Origin of the sequence: Cellulomonas sp. (assembly GCF_036279715.1) — a bacterium.
Classification (GTDB): Bacteria; Actinomycetota; Actinomycetes; order Actinomycetales; family Cellulomonadaceae; genus Cellulomonas_A.
In genome coordinates, this window is record NZ_DASUIR010000008.1 from 1 (window position 1) to 16,289 (window position 16,289).

The window sequence follows — 16,289 nt, forward strand, 5'->3', positions numbered from 1 at the left end:
CTCCCTCGGCGGAGTCGCTGCCGACTCGGCCATCAGCTTCATCGTGGGCAGCTCACAGCCCCCGGAGAGCGTCGCGATGATCAGCGCAACCGAGCGCGCACTGAGCGCAGGCATCGCGGCTGCCGGGCCCGGAGCTCGCATCGGCGACATCTCCCATGCCATCGGCTCGGTCCTCAGCGCGGCGGGGTATCCGATCAACACCGAGTTCGGAGGTCATGGCATCGGATCGACGATGCACCAGGACCCGCACGTCGCCAACACCGGACGGCCCGGCCGTGGGTACACGCTGCGCCCCGGGCTGCTGCTCGCACTGGAGCCGTGGGTCATGGCGAACACCGCCGAGCTCGTCACCGATGCGGACGGGTGGACGCTCCGCAGCGCGACAGGGTGCCGGACAGCACACAGCGAGCACACCATCGCCATCACCGACGACGGAGCCGACATCCTCACCTTGTCGAAGCTCGCGCACTCGTGAGGTGTTTCAGGCACTGTCCAGCCAACGCGCGTCGTGCACGACCTCGTTGCGCCGCAAGAACCACGGCACGTACGGCCGGTCGCCGCCCTGCACGCCGGGTGGGATCTGCACGTGGGGTTCGGGCTCGCGAATCCAGCGCTGTTCCGGCTGATGCACACCGCGATGCAGACGCCCGACGGGCGCTCCGCCGTCGAGGCGGGTGCCGACGTGCTACGGAACCGGGTCCTCCAGGTGGCTCGCGCCGGCCGCCTTCGCGTGTCCGAGCAGCGCGCTGTCCAGCTGATCCACGCCGCCGGAACGGGGGTCGTCTTCGCCCTCATCGACCAGCCCGAGCACCTGCGCGACCCGGGACTCGCGGACCTCGCCTGGGACGCGGTGTGTGCGGCGATCCTCACCGACCCCGACCCCGACCCAGCCGCGCAATCGGGACCGGTCGCCGCGGCCGTCACCCTCCGCGCAGCGCTGCCCGAGCTCGCCATCTTCACCCCGAGCGAGAGCGGCCTGCTCGAGGAATGGCTGGATCGCGTCGCTGACCGGTCGTCGGCAGCAGGACCGTCCGCGCGACCGCTGTGAGGTACTGCGCGGCGAAGGTCATGACGTTGGGGCCAACGACCGGGCCGCCTCCCGGCCAGCCGGCGAGGCGACGTCAGCCCTTGACCGCGCCGGCCATGACGCCGGAGACGAGCTGCTTGCCGGCGAAGACGAACACGATCAGCAGCGGTGCCGCAACGAGGAAGACGCCCGACATGACCAGGCCCGTGTCGGTCGTGAACGCGCCCCGCAGCTGCGGGACGACGAGCGGCATGGTCAGCTGCGAGCGCATCACCACCGACGGCCAGAAGAAGCTGTTCCACGAGCCGACGAAGGTGAACAGCGCCAGCGTCGCGGCGGCAGGGCGAGCCGCGGGCATCGCGATCGACCAGAAGGTGCGGATCATCGACGCCCCATCGACGCGCGCTGCCTCGACGAGCTCGAACGGCAGTGCCGACTGGAGGTACTGCGTCATCCAGAACACACCGAAGGCGCTGACCAGGACCGGGACGGTCAGAGCCAGGAGCGAGTCGATCCACCCGAAGTCGTTCATCATGACGAACATCGGGATGGTGCCGATCTGAGCGGGGATCGCCAGGGTGGCGATGACCGCGAGGTAGAGCGCCTGACGGCCCCGGAAGCTCAGCTTCGCGAAGCTGAACCCGGCGAGCGTCGAGAAGAACACCGTCGAGGCCGTGACCGCGACAGCGACGAGGACCGAGTTGGCGAACGCAGTCCAGAAGTTGAACTGAGATGCGGCGAAGACCTCCCTGAAGTTCCCGAGGAGCGTGAGGGTCGGGAACCACGTCGGCAGGGTGCCCACAGCTCGTGCGACCTCCTGGGTGGTCGATGAGCCGTACATCGCCGACGCGTACAGCGGAAAGACCGACACGACGAAGACGAACGTCAGGATCGCGTAGGTGACCCCGCCGGGCCTGCGGCTCGACGCGTTGTGCGCCCGGATGGGCCGGCCCGTCGCAGCACGCTTCTTCGCGAACCTGGCGGCGCCCCGCCCGGCAGTGTTCTCGATCAGACCCGTGTTCATCGGTTCGCTCCTTCCTCGAGCTCGACGGCATGAGCCGTTCGCGGTTCGTCAGACGTCGTCGTGCGGCCGAGGATGGTGGGAACCCCGGCCTCGCGGGCCTTGCGCGCCGACTCCGCCGCGCCCGCCCGCGCCGTGGCGATGACGGCGTTGCGCTGCGCCTTCGAGACGCGGGTCGTCTTCGTGCTCGACGACGAGATCGAGCGGGTGAGCATGAAGTTGACCAACGACAGGAGGCCGATGATGCCGGCGAAGATCCATCCGACTGCCGCGGCCTGGCCCAGTCGGTCCTGCCAGTCACCGAAGCCGAGGTTGTAGAGGTACAGCACCACGGTGGTCCACTGGTTGTCGGCGCCACCGTTCCCGCCGCCGGTCCCACCGCCGTCGAACATCCGGACCTCGTCGAAGATCTGCAGGCCACCGACGGTCATGGTGAGGATCACGAAGATCATCGTCGGGCGGATGCTCGGGATCGTGACCGAGAAGAACTGGCGGGCTCGGCTCGCGCCGTCGACCGTGGATGCCTCGTAGAGCTCACGTGGCACCGCCTGCATGGCGGCGAGGAGGATCAGGGCGTTGTAGCCCGTCCACCGGAAGACGACCATCGAGCCGATGGCGATGTGCGACAGCAGGCGGTCCTGGAAGAACGGCGAGCCGACGTGGGTCAGCAGACCAAGGTCCTGGAGGTTGGGCACCAGGAGGCCGAACTGGCCGAAGACCTGACCGAAGATCATCGACGTGGCCACCGGCATCACGACGAAGGGCACGAGCACGCTCATGCGCCAGAACGTCCTGGCACGCAGGTTCTGGTCGAGGATCGCCGCGATGAGGAGCGCGAGGACCAGCTGCGGGATCGCGCCCCACAGGAAGATCGAGAAGGTGTTCTCGAGCGAACGCCAGAACAGCGGCTGCCGCAGGACCCACGTGAAGTTGTCGAGCCCCACGAAGTCGCCCATGCCGGCACGGCGGTGCCAGTCGTGGAGTGCGACGACCACGTTGAACACGAGCGGGAACGCCCCGAAGATCGCGAACAGGATGAAGAACGGGGAGATGTACAGGTAGGGCGAGATCTTGATGTCCCACCGGGACAGCCGCTGCCCCCACCCCACGCGGCGCGATGCGCGCAGTGCCGCTGAACTGGATGCCATGTGTGGCGCCTTCCGTGAAGCTCGTCTGGTTGACGCGGCCCGGCCCTCGGACGAGCTGCGAGGGCCGAGCCGCGTCAGCGATCAGCTGGCGGTCTTGAAGCCCAGGGCATCGAAGTTGGCGACCACGGAGCTCCAGGCGTCCTGAGGGGTCGCGGCGCCGGATTCGACGAGCCGGATGCCGTCCGTGACCAGCGTCTGGATGCCCGCGAAGTTCTCACCACGAAAGCCACCGGCGGCAGCGTCGCCGGCGGCAGCCGCCAGGTCGCCGTAGATCTTGCCGACGCGCTGTCCGCCGTAGAACTCGTTCGCGGCCTCGGAGATCTTGGGGCTGGCCATGGCTTCGAGCTGCGAGGGGAACTGGCCGGTGGTGTTGAACCACGCGACCGCAGCGTCCGACGAGGTCAGGTAGTCGGAGAGCTTGACGGCCCACGCGGTGTTCTTGCCCGTGGCGGGGACGGCGAAGAAGGAGCCGCCCCAGTTGCCGCCGCCGTCGGGGAAAGCGCTGGCGATGCGCCAGCCGTCGATGCCGTCGGCGTTGTCGGCGATGATCCCGGTCATCCAGGCGGGGGTGACGACGGTGGCCCACTGCTTGTTCTGGAATCCGGCGCCCCAGTCGGCGTGACCGATGGCGATGCCCGCGGAGATACCGTCCTGGGCCGCATCGGCGAACATCATGAAGAGGTCCTTGACCTCGGTGTTGGCCGCCAGGTCGTACGGCAGGCCCGACTTCGGGTCCTCGAAGGCGGCCGGGCGCAGGTTGATCGCCGCCTGGAAGGCGTTGGTCAGCGAGTCGATGAAGTAGTTGTCGCTGGTCGCGACGTACTTGCGGCCGGCGTCGAGGAACGTCTGCCACGTGGCGTTGTCACCCCCGATGAACTCACCGAACGACTCGGGGTCTGTGGCCACACCAGCGGCCTCGGTCATGTTCTGGTTGAAGGCGATGCCGAGCGGCCCGATGTCGGTGCCGTAGCCCGTGATCTTGCCGTCGACCGAGCCCTGCCGGACCTTCCAGTCGACCCAGCGACCCGGGATCGCGGGGAGCTCGACCCAGTCCTCGGGGATGGCCATCATCTCGGTCCACCAGTCGAGCTCGACGAGGTGGACGTCCGACAGGCCAGCGCCGTCGGCTGCGAGGCCGTTGCGCAGTACGGTCTGCGCCGAGGCGCCGTCGGGGAACGCGTTCACGACGACCTTGATGCCGTACTCCTTCTCGAAGGAGTCGAGCAGCTCCTGCGGGAAGTCCATCCACGCCGCAACCGTGAGCTGCTTCGGCTTGTTGTCCTCGCTCGGTGCCGCGGCCGTGCTGCCACCGGTGCTGACACCGGTGGCGCTACCTCCGCAGGCGGCGAGGGCAAGGGCCGCCACCGCAGTGAACGCTGCCGCTCCGGCAGACTTCCTGGTGATCGTCATCATGAGGTCCCTTTCGTGCTTCCTTGGTGGGTTCAGTGCGTGGTGGTACGAGTGATCGAGGCGACCGCCCAGGCGGGCAGCTCGAGGTCGATCGTGAGGACGCCGAGAACGTCGACCGTGAGGGTGTGGCGGTCGAGGTCGTCGGCGACCTTCGTGAGGTCGATGACGTCCTGGCGCGAGAGGTTGAGCGGCTCACCCCTCTGGTGCCACGCCTCGGCGACGTTGCCGTGCTCCCAGTCGAGGACTTCGACGTCGTACACGGCACCGGCGCTCAGGCCCGCGACGGTGTGGGTGATGCGGCGGGCGGGGCCCTCGCCGGCGTGGCGACGGGCGTCGGCGTAGCTGTTCGCGCTGCCGACCGACCTCGTGCCCATCGAGTCCGGGTAGTTGAAGAACACGGCTGCGACGGCGTCGTCGGCCGTGCGCGTGATGACGCCGTGCTCGGTCTGCAGGGCGATCGAGTGGCCGAGGCGGTTCAGCATCGCCATCGCATGGAACGTGGGCTTGTGGATGCCGTGCTCGTTCACGAAGCCGAAGCCGCCGTGGAACGGGCCGATACCGCCGCCGCCCTCCTCGAAGACGTCGGTGAACGTCCAGTAGGAGATCGACTCAGCCAGGCCCTGGCACTGCAGGAACGCGCGTGCGATGTACGTCGCGGCGAACACCGTGTCGTGCATGTGGTCGCGGCTCGAGGGCGACGTCGACCACTCCGTGATGTGCAGCTCGGCGTCCGGGTATGGGCTCTCGGCGATGATCGTGCGCAGCAGCTCGAGGTCGTTCATCGTCGCGTCGCGATTGCGGCTGATCGGACGTCCGACGCCCTGGGTGTCGAACGCGTAGTCCGTCGGGTACAGGTGCGTGGAGAGGAAGTCGATCGGGAGGTCGCGCTCGGCGCAGTACTCGATGAGCTCGTGGATCCACACCGGCTTCCACGGCAGTGCGTCGGGGTCGGGCGCCTCGGCGGTCGTGGCCTCGACGGACCTGTCGTGGGACTCGCCGTCGTACCGGGCGTCGGGGACGAACACGGACGACGAGGGTCCCCCGACCCTGAGGTCGGCGTCGATCCCCTTGATGGCCCTGACGGTGGCCTCGTAGAGCTGGAAGTACTCGGACTTCGTCCCGGTCCAGAAGTGGGGCACGAGGTTCGGCTCGTTCCACACCTCGAACGGCCAGCGGCGCACCTCGTCGAGGCCGTAGCGCTCGATCCAGTGGTTGACGGTCGTCGTGACGAGCGCGACCCAGGCGCCCATGTCATTGGGCGGGCTGCAGTGCGCCTTCCACCAGAAGAGCGTCTCGGTCTGCGTCGCGAGCTCGCGGGGCATGAAGCCGAGCTCGACGAACGGGCGGGCGCCGGCGGCGAGGATCGCGTCGAAGACCTTGTCGACGTAGGCGTAGGTGTAGACCGGCTTCTCCAGACGGGTGGGTGAGCCGAAGCCGCCACCGTCCGAGGCGCGGTAGACGAACATGTCGTCGTGGAAGACGCCGTGGAACCGGACGTAGCGGGCCCCCAGGACCTCAACGGCCTCGCGGAAGTGGTTCTGCCAGTCGACGCGCAGCGCCTCGTTGGCCCGCCCAGCGCCGAGGCACTCGTTCCAGACGTGCCGCAACGGCAGATCGGTCGAGGAGCGACCATCGATCTGTAGCGTTGACGGCGATACGTCGACCGACATGAGGACCTCCATTGGTCAGCAGGGCGGCTCCGATGCAGCCTCCGCGTTCCGAAACAGTTTCGCAACGTGTATCGTGGCTTGAGCGTAAGGCCTGATCGCTCCGAGCGCTAGACAGGTGGTGGAATTGATCACGCTCGCTTGATGAACGTCGTGTATCATCGAAATAGTTTCGGTCTGAGGAGCCTCATGTCACGTGATTGGGCCTTGCGGCGGGCCACCCTGACGGACGTCGCCGCGGCCTCCGGCGTCTCCAAGTCGACCGTCTCCAAAGCGCTCAACGGCCGCGACGACGTCTCGGCAGAGACCCGCGAGCGCGTCCTCGCCGCCGTCACCGAGCTCGGCTACCGGCCGACGACGGCCCCTGGTCCGACCTCGGCGCGGCGGGCGCTCGCCGTCGTCTTCGACATCCCGGCCTCGCCGTACATCCTCGGCGTCCTCCAGGGCGTGCTGGCCTCGGCCACCGACGGGCACGTCGATCTGCTCACGCGGCTGGCCCCTGAGCGTGCCTCACGCACACAACGGTCCGTCGCCCGTGAGTGGATCGCCGACCAGCGTGCCGTCGGCGTCGTCGGCATCATCGGGCTCACGCTCTCGGAGCCCGACGGGCTCATCCACGCCGCGAGCGACGCGAGCCTCCCCTTCGTCATCGTCGACCCGGTGGACACGCGCCACCGTCGCATGGTGAGCGTCGGGTCGAGCAACTGGGCCGGCGCGCGCACCGCGACGGAGCACCTTATCGGCCTCGGGCACCGGCGCATCGCGTGGATCGGCGGCCCCGAGGCCTCCAGTGCCGCCCGCGACCGCCTCTACGGCTACGAGGCGGCGCTCGACGCCGCCGGGCTGGAGATCGACCCGACCCTGATCCGGTCGGGCCAGTTCGACGTGGCCCTGGGCGCGCGGCGCGCGCGCGAGCTCCTGACCTCGACGAACCCGCCCACGGCGATCATGGCCGCCGACGACGAGATCGCCGTCGGCGTGCTGGCCACGGCTCACGCGCTCGGCATCCGGGTGCCGGACGAGCTCAGCGTCATGGGCTTCGACGACACGCCGCAGGCCGCGTGGACGACGCCACCGCTGACCACCGTCCATCAGCACCTCGAGGGCATGGGACGGATGGCGGTCGAGACCGTCCTCGCGATGGCGGAGGGGCGCCACCCCACGTCACGGCACGTCGAGCTGGCCACGTCACTGACGGTCCGGGCCAGCACCGGCGCGGCGCCTCACTGAGGTCGCACCTTGGCCCGGCGAGGCTCATGCCCTGCTCACGGGGCCCGCACGCACGACCGTCGTATCCGGGCCCGGTCGCAGGCAACCGCCGCTATGCCGCGATCCCGAAGTCCGACCGGCCCGACCGTGCGCCACGACGCACGACAGTGCCGTCCGGGACGATGGCGTCGGCGGGCAACCGAGCGCCGCTCCCGACGACCACGTCGGACCCGATCCGGGCTCCGGCACCGATCCGCGCACCGTTGTGCACGCGGGTGCGCGGCCCGAGATGGACGTTCCTGTCGACCAGCACGTCCTCCCCCACGAGCACGTCGTGGTCCAGCCAGCTGCCCTCGCCGATGCGCGAGCGGTCACCCACTCGCGCGCCGGCCTCGACATAGGCCGTGGGCGCTACCGACGCGCCTTCATGCACCCGGGCTGATGGCGAGACCAGTCCGCCGCCGTTGACGTGGCGCACGTAGTGCACGACCTGCCCGTCGTCGTTCTCGAATTCGACCTTCGCTGCCATGCAACTCCTTCTCCACAGTGTCGTCTGGCTGACATAACGTGCTACCCCGAGGTGAGATTCCACGCCACGTCACTGCGCTCTCGGCATGGGCATGATTCAACGGTGCGCTCACTCCATCTCGGTCTCGTCTCTGTGGCGCTCGCCGGCTCCCGCCGAACGAACCGACCAGCAAGCACCTGTCGTGGGACCGAGCGGTCGTCGGTGGAGGACGATGGAGGCATGACCACACTCGAGCGTCTGACCGCTGACCTGACCGCTTCGATGAAGGCCCGCACGGCGTTCCAGACGAACACCCTGCGCCAGGTGATCGCCGCGGTGCGCACTGCGGAGAAGGCCGGGACCGTCGCCCGCGAGCTCACCGAGGACCAGGTCCAGGCCGTCCTGGGCGCCGAGGTGAAGAAGCGTCGCGAGAGTGCGCAGATCTACGCGACCGCGGGCGCCACCGAGCGGGCCGCGACCGAGACCTCCGAGGCGGACCTCATCGAGTCCTACCTGCCTCCGGTTGTCAGCACCGAGCAGCTCGACGCGATCGTCGCCGACGCCATCGCCGCGACCGGCGCCACGACGCTCAAGGACATGGGCACGGTGATGAAGGTCGCGACCGCCTCCGCGGCCGGCGTGGGTCGGCTCGACGGCAAGGCGCTGTCAGACCGGGTGCGGAGCGCGCTGACGGGCGTTGCCGGGGCTTGACGACGGCGTGCCCGCGGACGTCGGCATCGTCCGCGGGCCAGCCTTCGGAACGGTCAGATCTCAGTACCGGATGACAACCCGACCATCGATCGTGCCGTGCTTCATCTCGTCGAAGATCGTGTTGATCTCGTCGAGCCGACGGGTGGACACCGTCGGGTGGATGAGCCCGCGGGCGTAGAAGTCCAGGGCCTCCTCGAGGTCCTGTCGCGTGCCGACGATCGACCCGCGGACCGTGAGCCCCTTCAGCACGATCTCGAAGATCGACGCGGGGAAGTCCCCCGGGGGCAGCCCGTTGAAGACGATGGTCCCGCCGCGCCGAGCCATGCCGATCGCCTGCCCGAACGCCGACGGGTGCACGGCCGTCACGAGGACTCCGTGCGCGCCGCCGATCTCCCGCTGGATGACCTCGGCCGGGTCCTGCTCGAGCGCGTTGACGACCAGCTCGGCGCCGTGCTTCGTGGCGAGGGCGAGCTTGTCGTCGGCGATGTCGACCGCGGCCACGCGCAGACCCATCGCCTTCGCGTACTGCACGGCGATGTGCCCGAGGCCGCCGATGCCCGAGATGACGACCCACTCGCCGGGTCGGGCCTCGGTCATCTTGAGCCCTTTGTAGACGGTGACACCGGCGCACAGCACGGGCGACACCTCGTCGAGGTCGGCGCCCGCCGGGATCCGCGCAGCGAAGCGCGAGTCCACGAGCATGTACTCGCCGAACGAGCCGTCGACGCTGTACCCGCCGTTCTGCTGCTGCTCGCACAGCGTCTCCCAGCCGGTGCGGCAGTACTGGCAGGTCCCGCATGCGGACCAGAGCCACGCGTTCCCGACGAGCTGACCGACCGCGAGATCCGTCACTCCCTCGCCGAGCGCGACGACCGTGCCGACACCCTCGTGGCCCGGGATGAACGGAGGACTGGGCTTCACCGGCCAGTCCCCCTGGGCGGCGTGCAGGTCCGTGTGACACACGCCGGTGCTGATGAGCTTGACCAGCGCCTGACCGGGACCCGGCGTGGGGACGACGACGTCCTCGACGGCGAGGGCCTTCCCGAACTCCCTGACAACTGCTGCCTTCATGGTCGGCATCGCGCTCTCCTGGTTGTTGTTGATCGTGACGTCGTCAGGTGCGCCGTCCGCACCCCCAGCTGTGGGCGCATACGGGCTCAGAAGAAGCCGAGCTTCTGGGCGGAGTACGACACCAGCAGGTCCTTGGCCTGCCGGCATCGTCGGCAACCCAGGGAGCCGCGTCGTTGCGACCCTCAACGTGCAGAACGCTAAGCCTAGGTACGTTGCACGACCGTTGCACTGCCGGACGTCGGTGGCGGACGGCGACAGACGTCAGACGAGCCGGCCGCCCATGCGCGGGAGTCCGGGGGTGCGTGCCGCCCGGTGGGCGATCGGCTGCGGTGCTCGCAGCTCGCGGTCGAGCGCCTCCGCGTGCGCGCGTGCGCGGATCGACGCGGGGCTCCCCGCCGGTAGCAGCGAGAGCAGCCGTCGCCACGCCGCCCAGTCGGCGGACCCGTCGTCGCGCCGCGTCCACTCCTCGAGGACACGCGGGTCCTGGGTCCGGATCACCGCCGCATGCACCTCGCCCGCGAGCTCGTCCCGGAGGGCGACGACGGCGGGCGCCTCCGAGCGCCGCAGGACAGGACCGGGGTAGGCGTGGAGCGCCGCGAGGACGTCACCGCGCGCGAGGTGCTCGCGCACGTCGTCGATGTCGGTGCGGAGCGGGACCGCGAGCCGGTAGGGCCGCGACTCGGTCAGCATCGTGCCGACGCAGCGCCGCAGGCGCGAGATCTCGGCGCGCACCGTCACGGACGACGCGCTGCCGTCGTAGAGCAGCGCGGCGATCTCGTCGCCCGTCAGCCCTGAGGGGTGTCGGCCCAGGAGGAGCAAGAGCTCGGCGTGACGCAACGTGACCGTCTGCTGCGCGCCCGCACACGTCAGCACCGGCGTTGACGTCCCCAGGACCTCGAGCCGGCATCCGGGCTGCGGGCGTGGCTTGTCCGGCCGCCGCGGCGTGGCGTGCGACCGCAGCTCCCGGACCGTGAGCGCGGACTCCATCGCGGCCACCGTCGCCCGCACGAGCGACAGCATGAGGGGCGACGCCGCGGGGGCCCGACCCGTGATGTCCAGCACGCCGAGCACCCGACCCGTTCGGGGGTCGTGCACGGGCGCCGCCGTGCAGCTCCACGGGTGGACGGCCCTGGTGAAGTGCTCCGCGGCGAAGATCTGCATCTCGTGACCGGTCGCGAGCGCCATGCCGGGCGCGCTGGTGCCCGTGTCCTGCTCGGCCCACCGAGCCCCCTCGACGAAGCCGATGCGCTCGACCTCACGCCGGACGACGTGGTCGCCCTCGACCCACAGCAGGTGACCGGAGTCGTCCGTGAGGGCCACGATCATGCCGTCGGAGACCGTGCCGTCGATCAGGAGGCGTCGCACGATCGGCATGAGCGGCGCGAGGACGTGCTCGCTCCGGTAGGCACGCAGGTCGGTCGTGCTGAAGTCGGTCGGTGGAAGACTCCGCTCGGGGTCGACGCCGCCGGACCTGCTGCGCATCCAGGAGTCCATGACCTCCCGGCGCACCGCACGATGACGCTCCTGGATGACCTCGCCGAGGGGATCGGCTGCGAGGTCTCGCACCATGAAGTCCTCGTGCGCCGCGCGCAGTCGCGACGCGAGCTCGTCGGGATCTGCTCCTGCGGGCCAGGCGACCCGTGCGCGGTCTCTTCTGGTCACCTCGACTGCCCCCTGACGGCGCTGTCAACTGGTTGGTGCGCGGCGAGGACGCACGCCCACGTCGGCAGGATAGACCCGGGAGATGCCAGTTCAGGTCGACGGCTGGGAATTCCCGTCACCAGGCCGGGGTCCGCGGCGGGCGCGAACCACTGCCGTCCAACACTATGGCCCGCGGATACCGCTTCTGCACGCCGTCAACCGTGGGTAGACGCTCATGTCCGGCGCGGCCCCTCGTTTGCTCTGCTGCGCGGTCCGATCGCATCATGGACACAGTGTTGCGCCGTCGGACGAGCCGACGGCCATCGAGCGCGGAGCTCACAACGATGCAGCAGGGAAGCGGGGCGGCCGTCCAGGCCTGCCCAGGCGTGGCCCGGACGCCCGCCCAGAACGCCTGACGCCTCACGGCGACACATCCGTCGGACCACCCGGTCCGACGGATGATCGGCACACCTCGGCGAGCACCTCCTGTTCCCGCGCCACCACTCGCCCGCATCTGCGCTGTCGACCTCCGTCGAGGCTCCAGGCGCGACGGCTACTGGCGCTTCCGATCGCACGAGAGCCGACCACCATGAACCCCCTGACCGAGAAGCAGATCCGCGCGTCCTTCGTGAACTGTTCGAAGCGCGAGGCCGCCCAGCTGAGCCTGCCCCTGGACCTGAGCGACCTCCGCTGGGACCACCTCGACTACCTCGGGTGGATCGACCGCAGGGCCCCGCTGCGTGCCTATGTGGTCCTGACCGTCGACGAGACGCTCGTCGGCGTGACGCTGCGCACCCCCGAGGTCGTGCCGGCGCGGCGTCGGGCGATGTGCGCGTGGTGCGAGGACGTGAACGCGACGAACGACGCGTCGATGTACGTCGCGCGCCGCGCCGGGGCGTCCGGTCGCAACGGCGACACGATCGGCACGCTGATCTGCACGAGCTTCGAGTGCTCGCGCAACGTGCGGCGCACGCCGACGATCGTCGAGGCGGGCCTCGATCCCGCCGGACTGGTGCAGCGCCGCATCGAGGGCCTGCGCGAGCGCTCGCAGCGGTTCGCCCGCTCGGTCCTGCTGGAGGCCTGAGCCGGCCGGCGCGGCGATGCCGGAGACCCGGCATCGCCGCGCTCCGTCACGAGCCCCGCACAGACCCGCGGGTCACCCAGCGGCCGGCTTGCGGGCGTGGACGCGCTCGATCGCACCGTGGGTCAGTCGCTCGGTGTCGACGATCGGCAGGCCGAGGTCCCGGACTGTGTTCAGCGGACGTCGGGTGTAGTGCTCGCCCTGCAGGGGGATGGTCACCAGCTCCAGCAGGTGCTCCAGCGCGCGCAGTGCGAGGTTGGACGCCACGACGTGGTCGGCGAGCAGCAGGTTGCCACCTGGCCTGAGCACCCGGATCGCTTCGGTGAGCGCGGCCCGTTCGTCGGGGATGCAGCACAGCGCGAAGGTGCAGACGACGGTGTCGAACTGGTCGTCAGCGAAGGGCAGAGCCATGGCATCCGCCGTGGTCAGGGCGATCGGTCGCGGCATGCCGCGAGCGCGCCGCTCGGCCGCCTGCACCATCAGCGGACTCCAGTCGACCCCGGTGAGGCTCACGGTCACGGGGTAGTACGGGAAGTTCAGGCCCGTGCCGACGGCCAGCTCGAGGGTGGATCCGGCGGCCCGCTGACCCACCCAGCGCCGGCTGTCGGCGAGGTAGCGACGCTCGACCGGGGCTGTGGTCTCCTCGTAGCGGGCGGCCTCGTCGTCCCAGTAGCGGACCAACCGTGCGTGTCGTCGGGCCACCGGTTCCTCGATCCTGCGGTCAGTGCGCCGCGGGGCGCGACCTCGCTGCGGCGAGGCTCCGATCGAACCCCGTGACGCCACGGAAGTCGAGGTACGTGCCGGTCGGCAGACCCTCGCGACTCGAGACGATCGAGGCGGCGCCTCGGAACTCGCGGGACCGACGGAAGATCAGGTAGGTCCCCACCCCCGACGCGACGAACGGCACCGCACAGACGGCGATCAGCCGACCGACATCCAGTGGGCCGGTGAGCAGGATCGCTGCCGCCACGGCGAAGTCGGCGACGACGACCCAGACGATGCGCCGGGTCCACCCGGCGGCTCGGACCAGGTAGGCCTGCGCGTCCCGGTCCGCGCGTCCGTCCCAGCGCCGGGCGATGCGTTCCTCCGTCGTTGCGCTCACAGTGGGGAACCTACCGCCGACGCAGCAGCGCGACCAGGACGCCGACCCCCACGGCCGTGATCACCCCGACCGGCCCCATGACCGCCCACGCCGGCTCACCTCCGCGCGCCGCAGTGACGAATGGTGTGACGAGGATCGGCAGGCCGGTCATCACGAGGAAGACCAACGCGGCCGGGGCGAGCATGAGCCCGGTCGGCCGACGCAGCAGCACCAGGCGCCCGATGGCGATCACGGCGGGCAGGAAGATCGCCAGGTCCAGCACGTGCACCGGGTTGGACGGCAGGGCGAGTTCGAGCGCGCCCTTCGGGATTCGGCCCTCGATCATGGCCGGCACCACGTCCGAGAGCCACAGCAGCGTGAACGCGGCGGCGACGACGACGAGGTACCAGCCGACGACGCGACGCGGCGCGGCGGCCAGCTCCGCGGCCACGGCGGTCGGACGCAGAGCCCGCAGCCCGCCAACGAGCGACCAGAACGTCAGCCCGAGCACAGCCACCCACGCCAGGAAGCGCGGGCCGACGTGGATCGACATCGTGTAGATGGCGTAGTTGTACGCGGTGAAGGTGAGCACGCCGGTCCACAGGAGCCCCGCCCGCATCGACCCCCGCCAGGCGAGCCACGCGAGCAGCAGCGTGGCGGGCGCGGCGATGACCAGGTTGACGAGGTCCTGGGCGATCGCCTGGTCGATGAACGCCGTGGTCTCCCGGCCGTAGATCCCGTCGACGGCCGCGAGCCCGATCCCGCTGGCGACGAACGCGACGGCGGCGCCCGCGGCGGACACGGCCCACCACGTCGCCGCACGTCGGTGGCCACCGGGTGTCGGGGGGTGCGCGGAAGGTGCGGGGGACGTCGTCTGTGCCGCCATGGGCCCAGCCTGTCGGCGTCCGCCCGCCGTGCAGGGTGCAAAGGTCCTAGGCAGGGGAATCGTGGTTCGATGGACGACGCCACGCGACCCAGGAGCAGCAGATGAAGAAGATCGGTTTCCTCTCCTTCGGCCACTGGACGCCGTCGCCGCAGTCGCAGACGCGCTCGGCGTCCGACGCGCTCCTGCAGTCCATCGAGCTGGCGGTCGCCGTCGAGGAGCTCGGGGGCGACGGCGCCTACTTCCGCGTCCACCACTTCGCCCGGCAGCTCGGCTCGCCCTTCCCCCTGCTGGCAGCGATCGGCGCCCGGACGAGCCGGATCGAGATCGGCACCGGCGTGATCGACATGCGCTACGAGAACCCGCTGTACATGGCCGAGGACGCCGGGGCGGCCGATCTGATCGCCGGCGGGCGGCTCCAGCTGGGGATCAGCCGGGGCTCACCGGAGCAGGTGGTCGACGGGTTCCGGTACTTCGGCTACGTGCCCGCCGACGGGTCCGACCACGCGGCGATGGCCCGGGAGCACACCCGTGCGTTCCTCGAGGTGATCAAAGGCCAGGGGTTCGCCCAGCCCAGTCCCCGGCCCATGTTCCCCAACCCGCCCGGCCTGCTGCGCATCGAGCCCTACTCCCCCGGCCTCTCCGACCGGATCTGGTGGGGTGCCGGGTCGCGCGCCACGGCCGAGTGGACGGCCCTGCAGGGCATGAACCTCATGAGCTCGACGCTCCTCACCGAGGACACCGGCGTCCCGTTCCACCAGCTCCAGGCCGAGCAGATCCAACGGTTCCGGGACGCCTGGACGGCCGCCGGCCACCAGCGCGAGCCGCGGGTCTCGGTCAGCCGGAGCATCTTCCCGATCGTCAGCGACCTGGACCGCGCGTACTTCGGCGGCGCCGCCGACAGCCAGGACCAGGTCGGGCAGCTCGAGGGCGGCTCCGCGCGGTTCGGACGCACGTACGCCGGGGAGCCCGACGAGCTCGTCGCGGCCCTCGCCGAGGACGAGGCGATCGCGGCAGCCGACACGCTCCTGCTGACGATCCCCAACCAGCTCGGCGTGGACTTCAACGCGCAGCTCATCGACAGCGTCCTGCGGTACGTGGCACCGGAGCTCGGCTGGCGCTGAGGTCAACGGCGACCCGGAGAGCCACCTGCCACCCGTAGCGTTCAGAGTCCGCGAACCGCCCAGATGCAGGACATCACCCAGACGCGCCACGCGGCCGCGCAGATGGCCTACCGGGCCGGACACGACCAGATGACCGGACTACTGAACCGCGGTGAGCTCGCCAACCTCCTTGAAGCTGCCTTGGCCCGGAAGACCCGGACCGGGACCCGGCTGGCCGTTCTGTACTGCGACGTGGACGCCTTCAAAGCAGTCAATGACAGCCTCGGGCACGCCGCCGGGGACGCGCTCCTGGTCGCTATCGGAAGACGCATCACCAGTTCTGTGCGTGACAGTGACACGGTTGCCCGTGTCGGGGGCGATGAATTCGCTGTCATCCTCGACGGGGTCCACCACCTGACCGACGCGGAATGCATCGCCTCCAAAATCCGCGAGGCGGCCTCCGCACCGCTGGAGTTCCGGGGGAGCACACTGAATCCGAAACTCAGCGTCGGGGTCACCATCGCCAAGGCCGGTCAGAATATCGATGACGTTCTGCGAGATGCCGACGACGCCCTCTACGCCGCCAAAGCGGCCGGTGGCGACCGCGTGGTCGTCTTTGACCCCGACTCAGTCGAGCGTGGGTGAAGTCACCCCCTGCCCATATGGCGAAGCTACGCCTCGGTTGAAGGAGCTCGCCCCATCGCACCCGTCTGGATCTGAGATTGCAC

Annotated in this window: 17 protein-coding genes; 7 read left to right on the forward strand and 10 right to left on the reverse strand. The window is 69.9% G+C overall.

All coding sequences use genetic code 11. The annotated features are described in order from the left end of the window. On the forward strand, positions 1–475 hold a 475-nt coding region (locus tag VFW79_RS00715; protein WP_329675401.1), incomplete at its 5' end, for a M24 family metallopeptidase. 111 nt (positions 476–586) lie between these two features. Next, positions 587–1,048 (forward strand): hypothetical protein, encoded by a 462-nt coding sequence (locus VFW79_RS00720; protein ID WP_329675402.1) that lies wholly within the window; start codon positions 587–589, stop codon positions 1,046–1,048. Positions 1,049–1,121: 73 nt separating this feature from the next. On the opposite strand, the gene VFW79_RS00725 is transcribed toward VFW79_RS00720, so the two are convergent. The 4 genes from VFW79_RS00725 to VFW79_RS00740 form a co-directional block, all read right to left on the reverse strand. Continuing rightward, positions 1,122–2,051 carry a carbohydrate ABC transporter permease gene (locus VFW79_RS00725; protein WP_329675403.1) on the reverse strand — a complete coding sequence of 310 codons (930 nt, stop codon included), beginning with the start codon at positions 2,049–2,051 and terminating at the stop codon, positions 1,122–1,124. Next, complete coding sequence (locus VFW79_RS00730) at positions 2,048–3,196, reverse strand: sugar ABC transporter permease (RefSeq protein WP_329675404.1); 1,149 nt, start codon at positions 3,194–3,196, stop codon at positions 2,048–2,050. The genes VFW79_RS00725 and VFW79_RS00730 overlap by 4 nt, the downstream gene beginning before the upstream one ends. An 81-nt stretch (positions 3,197–3,277) precedes the next feature. Beyond that, entirely contained in the window at positions 3,278–4,606 is a 1,329-nt protein-coding gene (locus VFW79_RS00735; RefSeq protein ID WP_329675405.1) for an extracellular solute-binding protein, read from the reverse strand. A gap of 32 nt (positions 4,607–4,638) precedes the next feature. Beyond that, positions 4,639–6,276 carry a GH39 family glycosyl hydrolase gene (locus tag VFW79_RS00740; protein WP_329675406.1) on the reverse strand — a complete coding sequence of 546 codons (1,638 nt, stop codon included), beginning with the start codon at positions 6,274–6,276 and terminating at the stop codon, positions 4,639–4,641. A gap of 141 nt (positions 6,277–6,417) precedes the next feature. On the opposite strand from VFW79_RS00740, the gene VFW79_RS00745 reads away from it, so the two are divergent. Then, positions 6,418–7,503: a LacI family DNA-binding transcriptional regulator gene (locus VFW79_RS00745; RefSeq protein ID WP_329675407.1), complete on the forward strand. Its 1,086-nt coding sequence runs from the start codon at positions 6,418–6,420 to the stop codon at positions 7,501–7,503. A gap of 91 nt (positions 7,504–7,594) precedes the next feature. Here VFW79_RS00745 and VFW79_RS00750 read toward each other — a convergent pair whose 3' ends face one another. Next, positions 7,595–8,011 carry a transferase gene (locus VFW79_RS00750; protein ID WP_329675408.1) on the reverse strand — a complete coding sequence of 139 codons (417 nt, stop codon included), beginning with the start codon at positions 8,009–8,011 and terminating at the stop codon, positions 7,595–7,597. 219 nt (positions 8,012–8,230) lie between these two features. Between VFW79_RS00750 and VFW79_RS00755 the strand changes: the two genes are divergently transcribed. Then, complete coding sequence (locus tag VFW79_RS00755) at positions 8,231–8,701, forward strand: GatB/YqeY domain-containing protein (RefSeq protein WP_329675409.1); 471 nt, start codon at positions 8,231–8,233, stop codon at positions 8,699–8,701. Between the two features lie 60 nt (positions 8,702–8,761). Here VFW79_RS00755 and adhP read toward each other — a convergent pair whose 3' ends face one another. Together adhP and VFW79_RS00765 are read right to left on the reverse strand one after the other, a co-directional pair. Then, the gene (adhP, locus tag VFW79_RS00760) at positions 8,762–9,772 is read right to left on the reverse strand and encodes an alcohol dehydrogenase AdhP (protein ID WP_329675417.1); all 1,011 of its coding nucleotides are present in this window, start codon (positions 9,770–9,772) and stop codon (positions 8,762–8,764) included. Between the two features lie 261 nt (positions 9,773–10,033). Continuing rightward, positions 10,034–11,434 (reverse strand): GAF domain-containing protein, encoded by a 1,401-nt coding sequence (locus VFW79_RS00765; RefSeq protein ID WP_329675410.1) that lies wholly within the window; start codon positions 11,432–11,434, stop codon positions 10,034–10,036. A gap of 568 nt (positions 11,435–12,002) precedes the next feature. Here VFW79_RS00765 and VFW79_RS00770 point away from each other — a divergent pair. Continuing rightward, on the forward strand, positions 12,003–12,497 hold the full coding sequence (locus VFW79_RS00770; protein ID WP_329675411.1) for an FBP domain-containing protein: 495 nt from the start codon (positions 12,003–12,005) through the stop codon (positions 12,495–12,497). A gap of 72 nt (positions 12,498–12,569) precedes the next feature. On the opposite strand, the gene VFW79_RS00775 is transcribed toward VFW79_RS00770, so the two are convergent. The 3 genes from VFW79_RS00775 to VFW79_RS00785 are packed head-to-tail and all read right to left on the reverse strand — an operon-like array spanning position 12,570 to position 14,461. Further along, positions 12,570–13,196: a class I SAM-dependent methyltransferase gene (locus tag VFW79_RS00775; RefSeq protein ID WP_329675412.1), complete on the reverse strand. Its 627-nt coding sequence runs from the start codon at positions 13,194–13,196 to the stop codon at positions 12,570–12,572. Between the two features lie 19 nt (positions 13,197–13,215). Next, positions 13,216–13,596, reverse strand: a complete 381-nt coding sequence (locus VFW79_RS00780; protein WP_329675413.1) for a hypothetical protein — start codon at positions 13,594–13,596, stop codon at positions 13,216–13,218. A 10-nt stretch (positions 13,597–13,606) separates the two neighbouring features. Then, positions 13,607–14,461 carry a hypothetical protein gene (locus VFW79_RS00785; RefSeq protein ID WP_329675414.1) on the reverse strand — a complete coding sequence of 285 codons (855 nt, stop codon included), beginning with the start codon at positions 14,459–14,461 and terminating at the stop codon, positions 13,607–13,609. A 101-nt stretch (positions 14,462–14,562) separates the two neighbouring features. On the opposite strand from VFW79_RS00785, the gene VFW79_RS00790 reads away from it, so the two are divergent. Continuing rightward, positions 14,563–15,582 (forward strand): LLM class flavin-dependent oxidoreductase, encoded by a 1,020-nt coding sequence (locus tag VFW79_RS00790; protein ID WP_329675415.1) that lies wholly within the window; start codon positions 14,563–14,565, stop codon positions 15,580–15,582. A 63-nt stretch (positions 15,583–15,645) separates the two neighbouring features. Continuing rightward, positions 15,646–16,206, forward strand: a complete 561-nt coding sequence (locus VFW79_RS00795; RefSeq protein ID WP_329675416.1) for a GGDEF domain-containing protein — start codon at positions 15,646–15,648, stop codon at positions 16,204–16,206. The last annotated feature ends 83 nt before the right edge of the window (positions 16,207–16,289 follow it).

Bases quoted from the DNA above. Each gene is read 5' to 3' on its own strand.
- VFW79_RS00725 (WP_329675403.1), bottom strand. From the start codon at position 2,051: ATGAACACGGGTCTGATCGAGAACACTGCCGGGCGGGGCGCCGCCAGG.
- VFW79_RS00730 (WP_329675404.1), bottom strand. From the start codon at position 3,196: ATGGCATCCAGTTCAGCGGCACTGCGCGCATCGCGCCGCGTGGGGTGG.
- VFW79_RS00735 (WP_329675405.1), bottom strand. From the start codon at position 4,606: ATGACGATCACCAGGAAGTCTGCCGGAGCGGCAGCGTTCACTGCGGTG.
- VFW79_RS00740 (WP_329675406.1), bottom strand. From the start codon at position 6,276: ATGTCGGTCGACGTATCGCCGTCAACGCTACAGATCGATGGTCGCTCC.
- VFW79_RS00745 (WP_329675407.1), top strand. From the start codon at position 6,418: ATGAACGTCGTGTATCATCGAAATAGTTTCGGTCTGAGGAGCCTCATG.
- VFW79_RS00750 (WP_329675408.1), bottom strand. From the start codon at position 8,011: ATGGCAGCGAAGGTCGAATTCGAGAACGACGACGGGCAGGTCGTGCAC.
- VFW79_RS00755 (WP_329675409.1), top strand. From the start codon at position 8,231: ATGACCACACTCGAGCGTCTGACCGCTGACCTGACCGCTTCGATGAAG.
- adhP (WP_329675417.1), bottom strand. From the start codon at position 9,772: ATGAAGGCAGCAGTTGTCAGGGAGTTCGGGAAGGCCCTCGCCGTCGAG.
- VFW79_RS00770 (WP_329675411.1), top strand. From the start codon at position 12,003: ATGAACCCCCTGACCGAGAAGCAGATCCGCGCGTCCTTCGTGAACTGT.
- VFW79_RS00785 (WP_329675414.1), bottom strand. From the start codon at position 14,461: ATGGCGGCACAGACGACGTCCCCCGCACCTTCCGCGCACCCCCCGACA.
- VFW79_RS00790 (WP_329675415.1), top strand. From the start codon at position 14,563: ATGAAGAAGATCGGTTTCCTCTCCTTCGGCCACTGGACGCCGTCGCCG.
- VFW79_RS00795 (WP_329675416.1), top strand. From the start codon at position 15,646: ATGCAGGACATCACCCAGACGCGCCACGCGGCCGCGCAGATGGCCTAC.